Origin of the sequence: Corynebacterium marambiense, assembly GCF_016342275.1 — a bacterium.
Classification (GTDB): Bacteria; Actinomycetota; Actinomycetes; order Mycobacteriales; family Mycobacteriaceae; genus Corynebacterium; species Corynebacterium marambiense.
In genome coordinates this window covers 189,004-206,811 of the sequence record NZ_JAEIOT010000004.1, presented here as the reverse complement: position 1 = coordinate 206,811, position 17,808 = coordinate 189,004, and the positions used below count along the sequence as shown (strand labels likewise).

Below are 17,808 nucleotides of genomic sequence, written 5' to 3'. Positions count from 1 at the left end.
CGAGGAAACCCCATGGGTTCAGTGATCAAGAAGCGCCGCAAGCGCATGTCGAAGAAGAAGCACCGCAAGATGCTCCGTCGTACCCGCGTCCAGCGTAGGAAACTCGGCAAGTAAGCCCTCAGGTCCGCTTTCAGGTCCGGCCCCGCCCCGTATCGGTATGGGGGTGGGGCCGGACCTTTGTGCGCGGAACCGTGTGGCAGGGTTACCATGCCTAACATTGTCATCCGTTTAAGGGTAGGGTTGCACTCGAATTCGAAACCCTCTCCGTGCCGGGAGGACAACCGAGTGAATGGGAGATTCGACCGTATGACATCGACACTGAAGCGTGCCCCCCGGACATTGCGGCGGATGCTGCAGGCAGGAGCCACCACCGTGGTGCTCGCGCTGGGGCTGACCGCGTGCAACTCATCCGTTGAGGAGCCCGGCAGTACCGGGGAAGGCACCTCAGGGACGACTGCTGCGGCGACCTCCTCGACCGGGGACGCCGCCACCGAGGCGTCTTGGCCCCGCACGATCGATGCCGTGAACGGTGAGGTGGAGATCCCGGCTGAGCCCGAGCGTATCGTCTCCACCTCCGTCACGCTCACCGGTAGCCTGTTGGCCATCGACGCTCCCGTCGTGGCGTCCGGTGCCGGCCAACCGGACACCCCCTTCTCGAACAGTCAGGGCTTCTTCAAGCAGTGGGCCAATGTTGCCGAGGAACGTGGTGTCAACCCGCTCTACACCAAGGAACCCGATCTCGAAGCGATCCTCGCCGAGAAGCCCGATCTGGTCCTCGTTGCTGCCACGGGCCGCGATTCCGCGGTTGATCTCGTCGATCAGCTGTCCCCCGTCGTACCGACAGTCGTGATCGACTACGGTGACAAGACCTGGGAGGACGTCACCCGTCAGCTCGGCGAGATCACCGGCCACGAGAAGGAAGCCAACAAGGCCCTCGACGACTTCGACGCCCTCGTCTCTGAGGTTGCCGACGCCATCACCCTGCCCGAGCAGCCCGTGAACACCATGGTCTACCTGCCGGACGGTAAGGGCGCGAACGTATTCACCGACGAGGCCGCACAGAATCGCCTACTGGCCTCCCTCGGCTTCGAGATCGCACCGATCCCCGACTCGGTCAAGGGCAACGAATCCAAGGGCAAGCGCAGTGACATCGTGAAGGTCTCCGGGGAGAATCTCCCCGTCGCCATGAACGGTGAAACAGTTCTGCTGGCCGCCGCGGCCGACAAGCTCGTACCCACCGTGCTTGCGGATCCGGCGCTCGCCGGGACCGCAGCCGTCCAGAACAAGCGCGTCTACGCTCTCGGTGCCGACACCTTCCGACTGGACTACTTCTCGGCCACGGACATGGTCGAGCGGATCCGGGAGCTCTTCGCTTCCTGATCCCCGGAATGACCCACTCCACCACATCCCACGCTCCGCCCGCACGCCCGGCCCAACCCGGCAGCGGGCGGTTCGTGCTGGTGATACTCCTACTCATCGGTGTGCTGGTGGGCAGCGCCCTGATGAGTCTCACGGTCGGCTCCCGGGTGAACGCTGTTGGGGAAGCCCTCCACCGGGTGCCCGGCGCGCTCGACTATCTCCGTGATCCCCTCGTCACCCCCGGCGATGTCGATGAGCTCACGGTGCTGATCGGCACGTACCGGCTGCCAAGGACGATTCTCGCGGTCCTGTGCGGTGCTGGACTGGGCGCCGCGGGTGCCATCATCCAGGGGCACACCAGGAATCCGCTCGCTGACCCCGGAATCCTCGGGATCAACGCGGGAGCCGCGGCCGCCGTGGTCACGGTGATCGGCTCCGGTGTCGCAACGACCGCCTCCGGATACGTCTATCCGGCGATGGCTGGGTGCGCTGTGGTCACGATCCTTATCTTCGTCCTCTCCTCCGGCGGTCCGACCGCGGCGAACCCGGTGACGGTCATTCTCGCCGGCGTGGCGGTCAGTGCGCTTCTCATGGCGTATGTGCATCTCATGGTGTTGTCCAGTGACATCGTCCTCGACCAGATGCGGCTCTGGGCGACGGGTTCCCTCGCCGGCCGTCGGATGGACGTGGTCACCGCCACGGCTCCGGTGATCTGTGTGGGGCTCGTGGTGGCACTCACCCAGGCCCCGGGCCTGAATCTCATCGCCCTCGGTACGACAACGGCCGCGAGCCTCGGCCTGCCGGTGACGCGGGTCCGGGTCCTCGGGTTGATCACCGTCGCGATGCTCGGTGGTGCGGCGACCGCCGCCGCCGGCCCTCTGTCCTTCGTCGGCCTCGCCGCGCCGCACATCATGCGTACCCTCGCCGGGCCGGACTACCGGAGGATCATCCCCGGTGCGGCGGTGGCGGGCGCGATCCTGACGCTCTGGGCCGACATGGCAGGCCGCGTGATGGCCCGACCGGACGAGATGGCGATGGGCATCGTCCTCGCGCTCGTCGGCGTCCCGGTGTTCATCCTGCTCGTGCGCAGGCGGACGGTGGTGGGACTGTGACCGGAATCAGGGCTTTCCGAACCGCGGGGATCTCCGTCGTCTGGCGGCCCCGTACTCTGCTCGTCGGGTTCCTGCTCATCGGTCTCGGGGCGGCGGTGTTCACCGTCGGCCTCGGTCTCGGTAGCTATCCTTTGGCCCCGACGGATGTGTGGCGCATTCTCCTCGGACGCGGAACGGAGATCGAACGCACCATCGTCTGGGACCTGCGGCTCGGCAGAGCCGTCGTCGCCCTGCTCGTTGGGGCGTGCCTGGGATTCTCGGGGGCACTGACCCAGACCCTCGCCCGGAATCCACTGGCCAGCCCCGACATCCTCGGTGTCACCCACGGCGCGAGTTTCGCTGCCGTCAGCGTCATCGCCTTCGCCGGCACCGGCGGTGTCCTCGGGCAGGGGACCAGTCTGCTCCTCGGATCCATCGGGCTGACACTCACCGCGGTGGTCGGGGCACTCGGTACCGCTGTGGTGGTGTGGTTCCTCGTCGGACGAGAGCGCAACAACATGTTGAGCCTCGTGCTGATCGGTGTCGCCGTCTCCATGTTTCTGGGAGCCGTGAACACCTGGATCATCGCCCGCACCACCCTGGAACGGGCGGCCGCCGCGCAGCTCTGGCTCACCGGCTCCCTCAATGGACGGGACTTTGCCCACGCCTGGGCCCCGGCCGCGGTCCTCCTTACGGCGACGCTCGCCGCCGGGTGGCTTGCCTTCGTCCTCGGGGCGCTGGCGTTGGGGCCCGCGACGGCCCATACCCTCGGGCACCACGTCACCGCGGCGCAAGCCGCGCAGCTGCTCACGGCGGTCGTTCTCGCGGCCGTCGCGGTCAGTGCCGCCGGACCCATTGGATTCGTTGCCTTCGTCACGCCCCAGATCGCCCGGATCGCCGCCGGAGCGGCGACCCCGCCACTCATGCTCTCCGCGCTGACCGGGGCCGTCACGGTCGCCGCCGCAGACCTGGCTGCGCGGGCGCTCCTCCCGTGGGAGGTCCCCGTCGGTATCGTGACTGCGTTGGCCGGTGCTCCGGTGCTGCTCTGGATGATCGTCTCCCTCAACCGGAAAGGACACTGATGTCCCCGAACGGCGAATCCCGGCTCCGTGCCTGCGGGCTGACCGCAGGCTACGGCGACACGGAGATCTTGCACGGCATCGACACCGATATCCCCGCGGGGCGGATTACCGCGTTGATCGGGCCGAACGGGTGCGGGAAGTCGACGCTGCTGTCCTGCTTCTCCACGCTGCTGTCCTATAAGGGCAGCGTGTTGCTCGATGACCGTGATCTGCGCTCGGTACCCCGGCGGGAGAGGGCGAGACTGCTCGCCCTGCTGCCGCAACAACCAGTCGCCCCGGACGGGCTCACCGTCGCACAGCTCGTCGCCCGAGGCAGGCACCCGCACCAGACGTGGTGGAGCCAGTGGTCGACCCGGGACGAGGCCGAGGTTGGCCGTGCGCTGGAGACCACCGGCGTACCCGACCTCGCGGAGCGGACCCTCGACCAGTTGTCCGGCGGCCAGCGGCAGCGGGTGTGGATCGCGATGACCCTCGCGCAGGACACCCCCACGCTCCTGCTCGACGAGCCGACGACCTACCTCGATCTCGCGCACAGCATCGACGTGCTCTCCCTGGTGCGGCGGCTCTGCGACGAGGAGGGTAAGACGATCATCATGGTCCTGCACGACCTGAACCTGGCGGTCCGGTACGCCGACCACCTGCTTGTGATGGGGGAGGGGCGGATCGCGGCGACGGGTACCCCGGACGAGGTGATGGACGCCGACCTGCTGCGGAACGTGTTCGGGCTTGAGGCCCGCGTCGTCCCGGACCCGGTCACCGGTGGACCGATGATCGTCCCGGAACTGGCCTAGGGGTGATCAGTTCCGCTTGACCCACGTCCAGCCGAGGACGCTGAACCCGGCGCCCACCAGGGCGGGGACACCGAAGGCCCGGATGGCCTTACGCAGGCTGCGGTAGTCGCGGATCTCCCACCCGCGTTTCTCTGCTTCCTTGCGGAGTGCTGAATCCGGGTTGATGGCGACGGCGGTGCCCACCATTGACAGCATCGGGACATCGTTGATGCTGTCCGAGTATGCAGCGCAACGTTCCAGTTCAAGGCCCTCCACCGCGGCGAGCGCGGCGACGGCGTGCCTCTTGCCGGGGCCGTGCAGGATGTCGCCGACGAGACGGCCGGTGAACTTGCCGTCCTTCACCTCCGCGACGGTGCCCAATGCGCCGGTGAAGCCGTACCGTCGGGCCAGGATCTGGGCCAGCTGCACCGGTGTGGCGGAGACCAGCCACACCTGGTGTCCCGCGGCCAGGTGTGTCTCCGCGAGTTCCCGGGTACCGGGCCAGATCTTCTCGGACATGTGGGTGTCCACGATCTCCTCGCACAGCTCCACGAGCTCGGCCACATCACGGCCCTTGATGAACTCCAGAGCCTGCTGACGGCCCTCGGCGACGTCCTCTGCGTTCTCCGAACCCGTCACTCGGAACTTGATCTGCTTCCAGATCACGGGCAGGACCTCGCCGACCCGGAAATAGCGCTTCCGGGCCAGGCCGAGGGCGAAAACGAGGATCGACGCTCCCTGAATCAGGGTGTTGTCGACGTCGAAGAACGCCGCAGTCCCGACATCCTGCTGGATGGCCGGGTCGGGGGCGTTGACGTGGTTGGATCCGGCGGCCTCGAAGGCGCCGGACACCGAGGCTATTCCGGAGGTGAAGTCCTCCAGCTCAAGGTCGAAGGCCTGGGCGATGGCCGCCGCGGCAGCGGCCTCACCGGCTGCCCGCTGAGTCGACTCGTCGACCGGGGGGAGTGCGGTGTCCTCCAGGAAGCGTCGCAGATTGCCTCGGGAGGCAGACCAGGTGGCGAGAAAATCCTCGGGGCTGCCGAGGATACCGTCATCGGGGGTGGAAGTGCTCACGCGCGTCGGGTGCCTTTTCGTCAGTGGAACGTGCAGTAACGTCTCCAATCGTAGGGCACCCGTCGGGGCAACCGGGTGCACGGTGACAACGATTGACGAATGGTTCCGGGGATGGAGGCGCCGTGAGTGGGCACACTGTCGAGTTGATGGTGCGTGAAGGATGTGGGTCATGTGTGCGTGTCGCGACACAGATAGAGCCCGTTGTGGGGGCGGCAGGGGGGGTACTCGAACTGCGGGACGTGGACACGGACCCGGAACTGGCGATGGAGTACGGTGACCGGGTTCCCGTCGTGGTCATCGACGGTGAGGAGTTTGCGTGCTGGGAGGTCGACGATGACGAGTTAGCGCAGGCTTTGTTGTAGTAACGGGGCAGGCGGGCTACTTTTGAGCAAAGATGACGCGGGGTGTACCGCGGGGTCAACCTTTTGATTGATGCCTAATCAAACGGTGGTGTCCCACCAGTGGAAAAAGAGTAGCGAAAGCAGTGAGGTGTACAGCATGAGCGTCCTCGTGGTCGGCATGTCGCACCGGTCGGCCCCCGTGGCTGTCCTCGAACAGGTCAGCATGAACGACGACGTCGCGCGTGAGCAGGCGTCGAGGGCACTGATCCGGCGGTCGTCGCTTTCCGAGGCGATGATCGTCTCCACCTGCAACCGGGTCGAGATCTACTGCGTCACCAACAGCTTCCACACCGGTGTCAACGATGTCGTCGAGGTCCTGCACGCCATCTCAGGTGTCGACACCGCCCTCCTGCGCCGCTCCCTCTACGTCCGTTACGCCGATGCCGCGGCCGAGCACATGCTCGTTGTCACCTCCGGCCTGGACTCAATGGTCATCGGCGAACAGCAGATCATCGGGCAGGTCCGTGCCGCGTACTCCCAGGCCCGGGAACTCGGAACCGCAGGCCCTACGCTCCACGCCCTCGCCCAGTGCGCACTGCATACCGGCAAGCGGGTCCACACCGAGACCGACATCGACGACGCCGGTGCCTCCATGGTCTCCTTCGCCTGTTCGGAGGCGCTTCGGCAGCTCGGGAGCGACGGCCGTGACCGTCCGTTCTCTGGAACCACCGCCATGGTCCTCGGCGCCGGCGTCATGGCTTCGCTGGCCGCAACCCACCTCGGTCGCATGGGCGTTGACGGTCTCGTACTGACGAACCGCACCCGCAGCCGCGCCGAGATCCTCGCCGAACACTCCCGCGAGGCCGGGGTTCCCGCTCGGGTCGTGGACTTCGACGAGCGCGCCGCGGCCCTCTCCGAGGTCGATATCGTCATCTCCGCCACTGGCGCGGACAACTTCACCGTGACGGCGGACGACGTTCCCGCTGGCTGTTCGCTGACCTTCATCGACCTCTCCCTCCCGAGGGACATCGACGACGCCGTCGCCGACCTGCCCGGTGTCCGTCTCGTGAACATCGAGCGACTGCACGAGGCCCGCCGCGACACCGACGATGACAGTCAGGCTCAGGCGATGCGCATCGTCTCGGAGGAGCTCGATTCCTACTCCTCCGCGCAGCGGATCCGCGACGTCGTTCCGGCCGTCGCGGCCCTGCGCCGACACGCCTCCGACCTCGTGGAGGCGGAGATGGAACGCCTCGCGCAGCGGACCCCGACGATGTCGGTCTCCGACCGTGAGGAGGTCTCGCGCACGGTTCGTCGGGTCGTCGACAAGCTCCTGCATCAGCCGACCGTCCGAGTAAAGGAACTCGCGGCCCACTCGGGGACCGTTTCCTACGAGTCCGCGCTGCAGGAACTCTTCGGGCTCACCCCGCCCCAGCCGGCACGCCCCGTCGCAGTCGCCGCCGTTGACCTGCCCGTGGGTGACACGGAGATGATCACCTCGATCCGCGCCACCGTCGCGGATACCGTAGCGGGATCCTGACCGGATCCCGGTTCACGTCCGACGCCGTGGAACGCTAGAGTTCGAACCGACGGCGCCGCCCCGCAGGCGCCCATGACGACACGGTGGCGCCAGGCGGCGCCGCAGAAAGGTAGCGGCAGTCATGACCTTCCGCATCGGCACCCGCGGTTCCCAGTTGGCGACCACCCAGGCTGGGACCGTCCGCGACGCGCTCATCGCAGCGGGCTTCGACGCCGAACTCACCATCATCACCACCCCGGGCGACCGTTCCCAGGCGCCCGTCGAACGTATCGGTGTCGGCGTGTTCACCCAGGCACTGCGGGATGCCATGGCCGCCGGCGACTGCGACATGGCGGTCCATTCCTTCAAAGACCTGCCCACCGCCCCGGACAGCCGATTCCGGCTCGTTGTCCCCCCGCGAGCGGACGCCCGCGAGGCGCTCATCGCCCGCGACGGCCTGACCCTGGAGGGTCTCCCCGAGGGAGCCCGGGTGGGGACCTCCGCACCGCGCCGGGTGAGCCAGCTTCGCGCCCTGCGCCCCGACCTCGACATCCGCCCCCTGCGCGGCAATATCGACACCCGCATGGGGCACGTCACCGATGGTCGTCTCGACGCCGTCGTCCTTGCCTATGCGGGTCTTCACCGTACCGGTATGGGGGAGCGCGCCACCGAGATCTTTGCCCCGGACGTCCTCGTTCCCGCCCCGGCCCAGGGCGCCCTCGCTGTGGAGTGCAGGCAGTCGGACCCCGGGGCGGTCTCCGCGATCGAGACCCTCACCGACCCCTCGGCCACCGCGTGTGCCGCAGCGGAACGCCGTATCCTCGCTCGCCTGGAGGCCGGATGTACCGCCCCCGTCGCCAGCCACGCGACGATCGTCGGTGACCGGATCACCCTCACCGCCGGCGTCTTCGCGCTGGACGGATCCACGCGACTCGTCGTGTCCGGGACCACCGACCTGGGCCGCCACCTCGACCTCGGTGACGATCTCGCCCGGCAGCTCCTCGATCGGGGCGCTGCCGACATCATGGCGGCGACCGGGGACCATTGATCATGGTTCGGGTGAAACTGACCGACACGGCGCTCACCGTGCAGCTGAGCTGGTGGGAGAAGGCGGTCGCCAGGCGCAGTCATCTCACCGTTCCGCGGCGCGCGATCCGTGCGGCCCGTCCCCTGGACAATGCAGCCGCTGCGGTGGAGAAGGTCGCGGGGGCACACCTGTCCGGCACCGCCATCAACGGCGTGACCCGGTCCGGGACGCTCACGGGGCCGGTGGCTCCCGGGAGTTCGGGCATCACCTCCACCTTCGCGATCTGTCACGGTACCGAACCGGGGATAGAAATCCTGCTCGACCACCCGACGGTGCAGCGGATCATCGTCGCCACCCCGGACGCCGGAGAACTTCTCGACCGACTCGACGTCGGGCAAGCCCCGGCGCCTGACCGGTACGGTACGCAGTGCCCCTGAAAGCCTCGCTGGTTTTCAACCCTGCCGCCGATGCTTTATCGTTGTCCTGGTATGTGCTCAACGCCCGCGGACAACGTGACCGGGTGATCATCCAGTCCACTCGTTGCCGTGCCCCGTCCGGGCGCTGCTGTCGTACCGGGGTATCTGGCACCGACCCCGGACCCATAACTCCTGTCCGCCACGTGCGGCGTCCAGCCGGGCCGCGCCCGAGAACCCAAGCCTTGAAGAAAAGACACACATGAGTATGGCCCATCCGGCCCCCGAGGCCCAGGAACCCGCGACGGGGAACGTCATCTTCGTCGGAGCGGGTCCGGGTAACCCCGATCTCCTGACCGTCCGTGCCCGTGAGGTGCTCAGCCACACGGCCATTGCAGTGACCGATCCAGGGGTCCTTGGAGGTGTCCGCGAGATCGTGGCCAGCGAGCTGGCGGTCCCGCAAGCGAAACTCGACGCTGCGGATGAGGCCTACGCCCGTCAGTGCGCGGAGGCCAAGGCCGCCGGTGCTCGCCGCAAGCCGCCGCGGCCGCCCGCACCCACCGCCGCGGAGATCACGGAGATCTCCGACCTCGGCCCGGAGGACATCGCCAAGCTCCTCGCGGAAGGTGTCGCTGACGGTTCCGATGTCATCCGACTCGTCGCCGGAAACCCGTTGACCAGTGACTCCGTCCTCGCCGAGATCAACGCCGTCGCAGCCGCGGGCCTCGAGTTCCAGGTAGTCCCCGGCATGTCTGTGCCCTCTACCGTTCCCGCCTTCGCGGGCATCGCCTTGGGCTCTACCTACACGGAAACCGACATCACCAGCGGCGACGTCGACTGGTCCCAGCTCGCCACCGCACCGCAGCCGCTCGTGTTGCAAGCCACCCGGGACCAGCTGGTGACTATCGCGGAGGAACTTCTTGAACGCGGCATGTCTCCGCAGACCCCCGTTTCCGTCACCGTGCATGGAACGACCCGACTTCAGCGCACCCACGACACCACCCTGTCCACCCTGGGCAAGCTCGACGGGGAGCTTCCCGGCCAGCTCGTCGTCTCCCTCGGCACGTCGGTGGATGACCGCTCGAAGTACTCCTGGTGGGAGAACCGACCGCTGTACGGATGGCGGGTCCTCGTGCCGCGCGCCAAGGAACAGGCCGCGCCGATGTCGACCCGGCTCGCTAGCCACGGCGCCATCCCGCAGGAGGTGCCCACGATCTCAGTGGAACCGCCGCGGAATCCCGCGCAGATGGAACGCGCCGTCAAGGGCATCGTCGAGGGTCGCTACCAGTGGGTTGTACTGACCTCCGTCAACGCTGTGAAGGCACTGTGGTCGAAGATGTCCGATTTCGGTCTCGACGCCCGCTCCTTCGCCGGCGTCCGGATTGCCGCCGTCGGACACAAGACCGCAGCCGCGATCCGTGACCTCGGGATCACCCCGGAACTCACCCCGCGGTCGAACAACCAGAACGCCGTCGGCCTGGTCGACGCGTTCCCCGAGTACGACTCCGATCTCGACCCCGTCGGCCGGGTTCTATTGCCCCGCGCCGATATCGCGACCGAGACACTCGTCGAGGGTCTTGTTGACCTCGGGTGGGAGGTCGACGACATCGTCGCCTACCGCACTGTACGAGCTGCCCCGCCCAGCGCCGAGATCCGCGAGATGATCAAGTCCGGGGGCTTCGACGCCGTCTGCTTCACGTCCTCGTCCACCGTGCGCAACCTCGTCGGTATCGCGGGCAAACCGCACCAGCGGACCATCATCGCCTGTATCGGTCCGATGGCTGCGGCCACCGCTGCGGAGATGGGACTGCGGGTCGATGTTCAGCCCTCGGTCGCCGGTGTCGCTGAGCTCGTCGATGCGCTGGCCGCCCATGTCGCGGCCCTGCGTGCCGCCGGGCAACTGCCGCCCCCGCGCAAGAAGCGCCGCTCACGTCGGACGAACTCCTGACGTCCGCGCGCACGCCGTGCACGACCCGCGCGTGGGGAGTAGGACGGTAAGTGCGTCCCTTCCGACACCAGCAACCCTTCCGAGAGGTCTATTTCCCGTGACTGCTTCTTCCCGTCCGGTCCGTCGCCCGCGTCGTCTGCGCACCAGCCTGGCGATGCGTGAGCTGGTCGCAGAGAACACACTCCGACCGGCGGACTTCATTCTCCCGATGTTCATCGCCGACGGCATCGACGAACCCAACCCCATCGGCTCCATGCCGGGGGTCGTGCAACACACCACCAGCTCACTCCTTGCCGCGGTCGAGGAGGCCCGCTCCGCGGGCATCCGCTGCATCGACCTGTTCGGCGTTCCCCGACCGGGCGACAAGGACGCCACCGGCTCCGTCGCGTGGCATGCCGACGGCATCCTGAACCGGGGGGTTACCGCGGTCCGCGAGCGCTTCGGCGACGACATTCTCGTGATGGCCGATACCTGCCTCGACGAATTCACCGACCACGGTCACTGCGGAGTTCTGGCCGAGGACCGGTCGGGGCACACGATCGTTGACAACGACGCCACCGTGGACCTCTACCGGAAGATGGCGGTCTCCCAGGCCGAGGCCGGTGCCCACATAGTCAGCCCGTCCGGGATGATGGACGGCCAGGTCGCCGCGATCCGTGAGGCCCTCGATGACGCGGGGCACGGGGATGTCGCCATCATGGCCTATTCGGCGAAGTATGCCTCCGCGTTCTTCGGCCCGTTCCGCGAAGCCGTCGGCTCATCCCTCGACGGTGACCGACGCGCCTACCAGCAGGATCCCGCCAACTTCCGAGAGTCCCTCCTGGAGGTCGAGCTCGACATCGACGAGGGCGCCGACTTCGTCATGGTGAAGCCGGCACTGCCATACCTCGACGTGCTGCGCGCGGTGGCCGACACCTCACCGGTGCCCGTCGCCGCCTACCAGGTGTCCGGTGAGTACGCGATGATCGCCGCGGCGGGCGCGAACGGCTGGGTCGACGCCGATGCCGTCATGATGGAGTCATTGACATCCATCAAGCGTGCGGGCGCCGACCAGATCCTCACCTATTTCGCGGTGGCCGCGGCCCGCAGGCTGCAGGACCACCGGAACTAGCCGGGGACTCCGTCCCCCGACGTCCGGCTCCTTTCCGCCCACAGCTACCGTGGGGAGCAGCACTTTCCAGGGACACCGGGGAATCCGGACCTTCGGAAGATCTGGAAGACACCGACAGTCACGGATACACCGGTATCCACCGCGATCCGCTGGACACACATTCCCGACGACAGGACACCCGTATGACGCAGCAACCCGGGCGGCCCCAGGAGAAACCGGCCCCCACCATCCCGGAATCCGCCCGACTCGCGGTCCAACTGTGGTGGGCGATGGTGGTCCTCGAAATCATCCACCAGGTATTCAACGTGGCGATCAGCCTTATCGATCCCTCCGAGGTCAAGGCCAACGCGGACTTCGGTGATACCGGTGCGGTCCCCGTCGACGCGGTGATCACCGTCGCGATCATCATGGCCGGCGTGCTGGGGATCGGCATCATGGTCTTCCTCGGATTTGCTGTGTACGGCTACGCCCGGAACAGTGGCTGGAGGTGGTTGCGGACCCTGCTGGTGTTCTTCAGCGTTTACTTCGCTATCCGTGCCGTGGTCGTATTCACCGCGACCCCCGCCGGTACCGCCGTGCCGACGGCACTCTACCTCATCGACGGAAGCCTGCAGATCCTCGCCGCCATCGCCGGTGTCCTCGGGCTGATCCTCAGCCGCCGCCCCGATGCCGTCGAGTGGCAGGAGAAGGACACCGGTGGCGGGAAGGCCGCGGGCACCCCGGGGAAGTGACCGGAAAACCCGTGATCGGTGCTCTGATCCGGGTAGATTCGAGAACCGAGGACCGTTCCACCCGGTGCGCCGGGTGTGTCCATCTTCCGACCGACACCAGGAAAAACCGTGACGCCGAAAAAGGATGACCGCACGAACACCGACAACCCGATTCCTGAGGTCTTCGTCCAGGACAGCACCCCGGAGGAACTGAGGGAATCGGAGCGTCAGGTCGCCGAGGCGATCGCCGACGCGAAGGAAGCCGCCCGCAAGGCCGGCCTGGGTACCCGTAACGGGGATGAGTCGCTCCAGCTACGGCTCGCACGTCGGTCCGGCGGTGGGTGGACCTCCTTCGCCCTCGAACTCGATGGCGTGAAGTCCGCGGTGCACGTCACCGAGATCCAGCGTGCCCTCAACGATGTTGAAGGTGTCCGCGCGAGCGTGATCTATCCGACGTCGACGGCGTGGGTGACCGTACCGGACGACGTCAACCCAGAGGATCTGATCCGCAGGCTCTCGGAAGTGGGGGTCAAGGCGTATCTGACCCGATCCTCGCTCCGTCGGCGTGCGGAACGCCTTGAGATAGCGAACCGGCGGAAACGCCTCGCCCAGCACCGGCACTCCCGGTCGGGGTTGTCCATCCGGGGTCTCGGTCGCCGCCCCAGTCCACGGAGCCTCCGTGAGGTGGAACAGGATTCCCGGGACAAGGGACGCCTACGATCGGATGTCCGGACCCTGCCGCGGGAAGCGGAGCCCACCGACGTGCTCTTCACCGCCCGGGCACTACTCACGCCGCTCCGGTTCCTCGTCAGCCTCGCGCTGACCATTCCCGTCCTGGTGATGAACTACTTCCGCGACCTTCAGTTCGACTACTGGCAGTGGGTGTGTCTCGCCCTCGCGACCCCGGTGGTCCTCTGGGGTGCGTGGCCTTTCCACCGGGCGACGGCCGCAGGCCTGCGTCGGGGTATGTCAGCCCTGGACGCCGCCAGCTCGGTGGCGATCATCTCCGCCTACCTGTGGTCGATCATGATGCTGACGTTCACGAAGGCAGGCGATGTCGGGTGGACATCATCCCCCGAATGGCTCGCCGTCAACCACTCGATCTTCTCCTCCGGCGAGCTTTTCCTCGACGTTGCCTGCGGATCGACAGTGTTGCTCCTAGCGGGGCGGCTGGCCACCCGCTCCGGCAGGAACTCCCTCCTCGACGAGGAGGGACAGAACATCGAGTCCACGGTGTCCGAGGTGACCGTGGTGCGGAAGAACGCGCGCAGCGGCAAACCGGTGAAGAAGACGATCCCGCTGCAGGAGATCCGCGTCGGCGATGACATCATCGTTCCCACCGGCAAGGTCATCCCCGCCGACGGGCGGGTCATCGGCGGCGCCTCTACCATCGTCCCCGGTCTGATCGGCGGCGGCCGGGAAACCCTCGACGTCAAGGTCAACAGTGACGTCCACGCCGGAGGAATGAACCTCGGCGGGCCGCTGAAGATCCGCGTCCAGCGCACCGGATCACGGACCCGCCTGGCGAGCATGCACCGGTGGATCGCGGAGGCCTCCCAGTACCAGAACCGCTCCGCGCAGCTGGCCACCCGCTCCGCGTCGCTGCTCGTGCCGTGGGCACTCAGCCTCGCGACCCTCGACTTCTTCCTCTGGTGGTTAATCAGCGGCAACCTCAATGCCGCGTTCGCCACTGGTCTCGCCATGCTCGCCTGCGTCGGCCCAGTCGGACTGGCCCTATCCACACCGATCGCCATGCGGCTGGGCATCGAGACCTCCGCCCGTCGCGGTGTCCTCATGCGCAACGCCGAGACCATACGGGAACTCGACGAGGTCACCACGGTCATCTTCAACCGGGTGGGAACCCTCGCGAAGGGTGAAATGGCGCTGGAGACCATCACCACCGAGATGGGCGAGAATCCCGAACTGGTGCTCCGGGTCGCTGGTGCTCTCGCGATGGAGAGCGACCACCCGGTGTCCAAGGCGCTCGTCCGCGCCGCCCGTGAGGCCCGGGACGCAGGCGCCGGTGGCGAGGAGGTCCCGCACTGGATTGAGGTCAACCACGTCCGAATCACCGACGGCGGAAACTTCTCCGGCCAGGTCGAGATCCCGATGCCCGATTCCGCCGGCAATCTCGAGCTCCGGACCGTCGACGCCATGCTGTGGCGTCCGCGGGACCTGTCGGAACTCGACGGTCGCCTCGCGACCGCCTCCGTCGCAGGTGGCACCCCGCTGGTCGTCAGCTGGAAGGGGAAGGCACGTGGCGTCATCACGCTTTACGACAAGGTCAAGGACGATGCGATCGACGCCGTCGCGGAGCTGGAGAACCTCGGCCTGGAGACGATGATGCTGACCCGGGACACCTATCCCGTCGCGCGTCGTTTCGCCGACAACCTCGGAATCTCGAAGGTGCTGGCGGGTATCGCGCCGGGCAAGAAGGACATCGCGGTGCGCAGCGTGCACGCCCGTGGCGAGACCGTCGTGATGGTCGGCGACACCTCCGTGCTCGGCTGCCTCCGGGTCGCGGACATCGGCGTATTGATGGGGTCCGCCGACGACCTCGACCATGACGAGGCCGACGTCGTGCTGCTGCGGGACGACGTCGAGACCGTGCCCGAGATGATCGTCCTGTCTCGCCGGGTATCGGCGCTCGCGGACCGCAACATCATTCTCGCCTGGACCTACAACGGGGTCGCGATGGCTGCCGCCGCCGCAGGCGTCCTGCACCCGATGGCGGCGACCGTCCTCATGGTCGCCTCATCGCTCATCATCGAGTATCGCTCGCAGCGGGTCCGGAAATTCTAGCGCGAGGAGCGCCGCAGCACCCCGGCACCGAGGGAGGATTAGCCCTCTGCCAGTGCCGCCGACTGCACCGCAGTGCTCACCGCGGGAGCGACCCGCGCATCGAGCGGCGAGGGGACGATGTACTCCGGGTCGAGATGCTCCGCCGCGATGTTCGCGATCGCCCTTGATGCCGCGAGTTTCATCGCCGGGGTAATCCCCGTGGCTCGGGCGGCCAGCGCCCCCTGGAAGATCCCCGGGAACGCGAGCACGTTGTTGATCTGGTTCGGTAGATCGCTGCGCCCGGTCGCGACGATCGCCCCGTAGCGGTATGCGAGATCCGGGGTGATCTCCGGATCGGGGTTCGCCAGGGAGAACAGGATGGGGTCCGGGGCCATGAGCTTGAGCGCATCCTCGCCGACGTGTCCACGGGACAAGCCGATAAAGGTGTCCGCTCCGGTGAGTGCCTCGGCCACACCACCCGAGATACGACGCGGATTGGTGATACGCGCGAGTTCCTGCTTCACGGAGTTCAGGGGAGTGCGGTTCGGGTGGATGATCCCGCGGGAATCCAGCATGACCACATCGCGGACGCCGGCGTGGATGAGCATCTTCGCGCAGGCGACTCCGGCGGCGCCGGCTCCTGAGACCACCACCTTCAGATCGCTGAGTTTCCTGTCGAGGAGGACGCAGGCGTTCCGCAGCGCCGCCGTGATCACGATCGCCGTACCGTGCTGATCATCGTGCATGATCGGGATGTCGAGCGCCTCGATCAGCCGACGCTCCAGCTCGAAGCAGCGGGGTGCTGAGATGTCCTCGAGGTTGATCGCACCGAACGACGGGGCGAGGGCCACGATCGTGGCGAACAGCTCGTCCACGTCCGTGGTGTCCAACACGATGGGCACCGCGTTGAGTCCGGCGAACCGGCCGAACAGCTGCGCCTTGCCCTCCATGACGGGTAACGCTGCCCGCGCGCCGATGTCGCCCAGCCCCAGGACAGCACTGCCATCGGAGATCACCGCCACGTTGCGGCCCGCCCACGTGTAGTCGTGGGAGAGCGCGGGGTCCTCCCGGATGGCCTCGCACACCCGGGCCACGCCGGGGGTGTAGGCGATGGACAGGTCGTGCACGCTGTCCAGGGGCCGACGGGACATCGTGCCGATCTTGCCGCCCTCGTGCGCCGCGAAGATCTCGGCGTCGGTCAGTGTCGCTGGATGATGGTCGCTCATTGGTTGGGTCCTCTACGATCCTCTGCCGGGGGAAATAAACGTGACGTCACCATTTAAACCCCCGGTGGCGTGGAGGGGGGTATTTCGCGGGTGGAGTGTGAGCGCATTCATACCTCCGCCCCGGCGCCGGACCCTTCATCTGGCCTTCGGTCCCGGCCCGTCTGGCCTTCGAGCGAGAGGGTCAGGCAGGATGGGACGCATGACAGCATCTACACCGGCGGCCCGCCGCTCGCTCGACAACGCTCCCCTCCTTGATGCCGCAGCAGGCCGGACCCCTTCCCGCCCGCCGGTGTGGTTCATGCGGCAGGCCGGGCGCTCCCTCCCGGAGTACCGGAAGGTCCGCGAGGGTATCGCGATGCTGGATTCCTGTTTCATGCCTGACTTGCTCGCCGAGATCACCATGCAACCCGTCCGCAGGCACGACGTGGATGCGGCGATCCTCTTCTCCGATATCGTCGTCCCTCTCAAAGCGGCCGGTGTCGACGTCGAGATCGTCCCCGGTCGTGGCCCCGTGGTTGCCTCCCCGATCCGCAGCCGAGCCGACGTTGACGCCCTCCCGATCCTCGATCACGAGATCGAACCCGTCGCCGCAGGCATCGATCTCATTCTTGATGAGCTGACCGACACCCAGGCACTGATCGGGTTCGTCGGCGCCCCGTTCACCCTGGCCAGCTATCTCGTCGAGGGCGGGCCCAGCAAAAACCACCAGGTGACCAAGTCGATGATGCACGCCGACCCTGACACCTGGCACGCGCTCATGCGCCGCATCGTCCCCACCGTCACCGCCTTCCTCCGCACCCAGGTCACCGCGGGAATCGACGCCATGCAGTTGTTCGACTCCTGGGCAGGATTCCTCACCGAACGCGACTACCGCGAGCACGTTCTGCCGTACTCCACCGAAATACTGGCGAGCATCGCTGGCGAGATCCCGCGCATCCACTTTGGTGTGACCACCGGCGAGCTTCTCGGCTCCATGGCGGAGGCCGGCAGTGAGGTCATGGGCGTGGACTGGCGCGTGCCCCTCGACAAGGCGGCCCGCCGGGTCCGTGCCACCAGCGGAACGAAGGTCCTCCAGGGCAACCTCGACCCCGCACTCCTGTTCGCCGGAGAGACGGTCGTCGAACAGGAGATCGCCCGCATCCGCGGGGAGGCCGCCGCCGCGATCGCCGCGGGCGACGCCACCGGCCACATCTTCAACCTCGGCCACGGTGTGCTCCCCGACACCGATCCCGACGCGATCACTGCCGCCGTCGCCGCGATCCACGCCGGGTAGAACTTACATTCCCCACCTGCCCGGACCCGCGGGAACCGGTGCGCGCCGGGGTACTAGGCTTGGGCGGGGACCACGCCCGTCCG

16 protein-coding genes are annotated in these 17,808 nt (G+C 67.3%); 14 read left to right on the top strand and 2 right to left on the bottom strand.

What is annotated here, in order from left to right:
- Positions 1 to 12: 12 nt before the first annotated feature.
- The 5 genes from JDV76_RS01015 to JDV76_RS00995 all read left to right on the top strand — a co-directional run bounded on the left by JDV76_RS01015 (position 13) and on the right by JDV76_RS00995 (position 4,323).
- A complete protein-coding gene (locus tag JDV76_RS01015; protein ID WP_003855542.1) occupies positions 13 to 114 on the top strand; it encodes a 30S ribosomal protein bS22 in 102 nt (33 codons plus the stop codon).
- 192 nt (positions 115 to 306) lie between these two features.
- On the top strand, positions 307 to 1,380 hold the full coding sequence (gene fepB / locus JDV76_RS01010) for a Fe2+-enterobactin ABC transporter substrate-binding protein (protein WP_198735017.1): 1,074 nt from the start codon (positions 307 to 309) through the stop codon (positions 1,378 to 1,380).
- Between the two features lie 8 nt (positions 1,381 to 1,388).
- Positions 1,389 to 2,471 (top strand): FecCD family ABC transporter permease, encoded by a 1,083-nt coding sequence (locus JDV76_RS01005; RefSeq protein WP_198735016.1) that lies wholly within the window; start codon positions 1,389 to 1,391, stop codon positions 2,469 to 2,471.
- On the top strand, positions 2,468 to 3,532 hold the full coding sequence (locus JDV76_RS01000; protein ID WP_248140715.1) for a FecCD family ABC transporter permease: 1,065 nt from the start codon (positions 2,468 to 2,470) through the stop codon (positions 3,530 to 3,532). Before JDV76_RS01005 ends, JDV76_RS01000 begins: the two co-directional genes overlap by 4 nt.
- The gene (locus JDV76_RS00995; protein WP_198735015.1) at positions 3,532 to 4,323 is read left to right on the top strand and encodes an ABC transporter ATP-binding protein; all 792 of its coding nucleotides are present in this window, start codon (positions 3,532 to 3,534) and stop codon (positions 4,321 to 4,323) included. The genes JDV76_RS01000 and JDV76_RS00995 overlap by 1 nt, the downstream gene beginning before the upstream one ends.
- A gap of 6 nt (positions 4,324 to 4,329) precedes the next feature.
- On the opposite strand, the gene JDV76_RS00990 is transcribed toward JDV76_RS00995, so the two are convergent.
- Positions 4,330 to 5,376 carry an HAD family hydrolase gene (locus JDV76_RS00990; RefSeq protein WP_248140713.1) on the bottom strand — a complete coding sequence of 349 codons (1,047 nt, stop codon included), beginning with the start codon at positions 5,374 to 5,376 and terminating at the stop codon, positions 4,330 to 4,332.
- Between the two features lie 146 nt (positions 5,377 to 5,522).
- Here JDV76_RS00990 and JDV76_RS00985 point away from each other — a divergent pair, with 146 nt between their 5' ends.
- The 8 genes from JDV76_RS00985 (at position 5,523) to JDV76_RS00950 (ending at position 15,247) form a co-directional block, all read left to right on the top strand.
- Entirely contained in the window at positions 5,523 to 5,738 is a 216-nt protein-coding gene (locus JDV76_RS00985) for a glutaredoxin family protein (protein ID WP_198735013.1), read from the top strand.
- A gap of 136 nt (positions 5,739 to 5,874) precedes the next feature.
- A complete protein-coding gene (locus tag JDV76_RS00980; RefSeq protein ID WP_198735012.1) occupies positions 5,875 to 7,257 on the top strand; it encodes a glutamyl-tRNA reductase in 1,383 nt (460 codons plus the stop codon).
- Between the two features lie 121 nt (positions 7,258 to 7,378).
- Positions 7,379 to 8,284: a hydroxymethylbilane synthase gene (gene hemC, locus JDV76_RS00975; protein WP_198735011.1), complete on the top strand. Its 906-nt coding sequence runs from the start codon at positions 7,379 to 7,381 to the stop codon at positions 8,282 to 8,284.
- 11 nt (positions 8,285 to 8,295) lie between these two features.
- Positions 8,296 to 8,700 carry a hypothetical protein gene (locus tag JDV76_RS00970; RefSeq protein ID WP_198735010.1) on the top strand — a complete coding sequence of 135 codons (405 nt, stop codon included), beginning with the start codon at positions 8,296 to 8,298 and terminating at the stop codon, positions 8,698 to 8,700.
- A 238-nt stretch (positions 8,701 to 8,938) separates the two neighbouring features.
- Entirely contained in the window at positions 8,939 to 10,624 is a 1,686-nt protein-coding gene (locus tag JDV76_RS00965) for a bifunctional uroporphyrinogen-III C-methyltransferase/uroporphyrinogen-III synthase (protein WP_198735009.1), read from the top strand.
- Between the two features lie 97 nt (positions 10,625 to 10,721).
- On the top strand, positions 10,722 to 11,735 hold the full coding sequence (gene hemB / locus JDV76_RS00960) for a porphobilinogen synthase (protein ID WP_267173268.1): 1,014 nt from the start codon (positions 10,722 to 10,724) through the stop codon (positions 11,733 to 11,735).
- A gap of 182 nt (positions 11,736 to 11,917) precedes the next feature.
- Positions 11,918 to 12,466, top strand: coding sequence for a hypothetical protein (locus JDV76_RS00955; RefSeq protein ID WP_198735008.1), 549 nt, complete (start codon positions 11,918 to 11,920; stop codon positions 12,464 to 12,466).
- Positions 12,467 to 12,616: 150 nt separating this feature from the next.
- A complete protein-coding gene (locus tag JDV76_RS00950) occupies positions 12,617 to 15,247 on the top strand; it encodes a heavy metal translocating P-type ATPase (protein ID WP_376992993.1) in 2,631 nt (876 codons plus the stop codon).
- Between the two features lie 38 nt (positions 15,248 to 15,285).
- Here JDV76_RS00950 and JDV76_RS00945 read toward each other — a convergent pair whose 3' ends face one another.
- The gene (locus JDV76_RS00945; RefSeq protein ID WP_198735007.1) at positions 15,286 to 16,452 is read right to left on the bottom strand and encodes an NAD(P)-dependent malic enzyme; all 1,167 of its coding nucleotides are present in this window, start codon (positions 16,450 to 16,452) and stop codon (positions 15,286 to 15,288) included.
- Positions 16,453 to 16,651: 199 nt separating this feature from the next.
- On the opposite strand from JDV76_RS00945, the gene hemE reads away from it, so the two are divergent.
- Positions 16,652 to 17,725 carry a uroporphyrinogen decarboxylase gene (gene hemE / locus JDV76_RS00940; RefSeq protein ID WP_198735006.1) on the top strand — a complete coding sequence of 358 codons (1,074 nt, stop codon included), beginning with the start codon at positions 16,652 to 16,654 and terminating at the stop codon, positions 17,723 to 17,725.
- Positions 17,726 to 17,808: the final 83 nt, after the last annotated feature.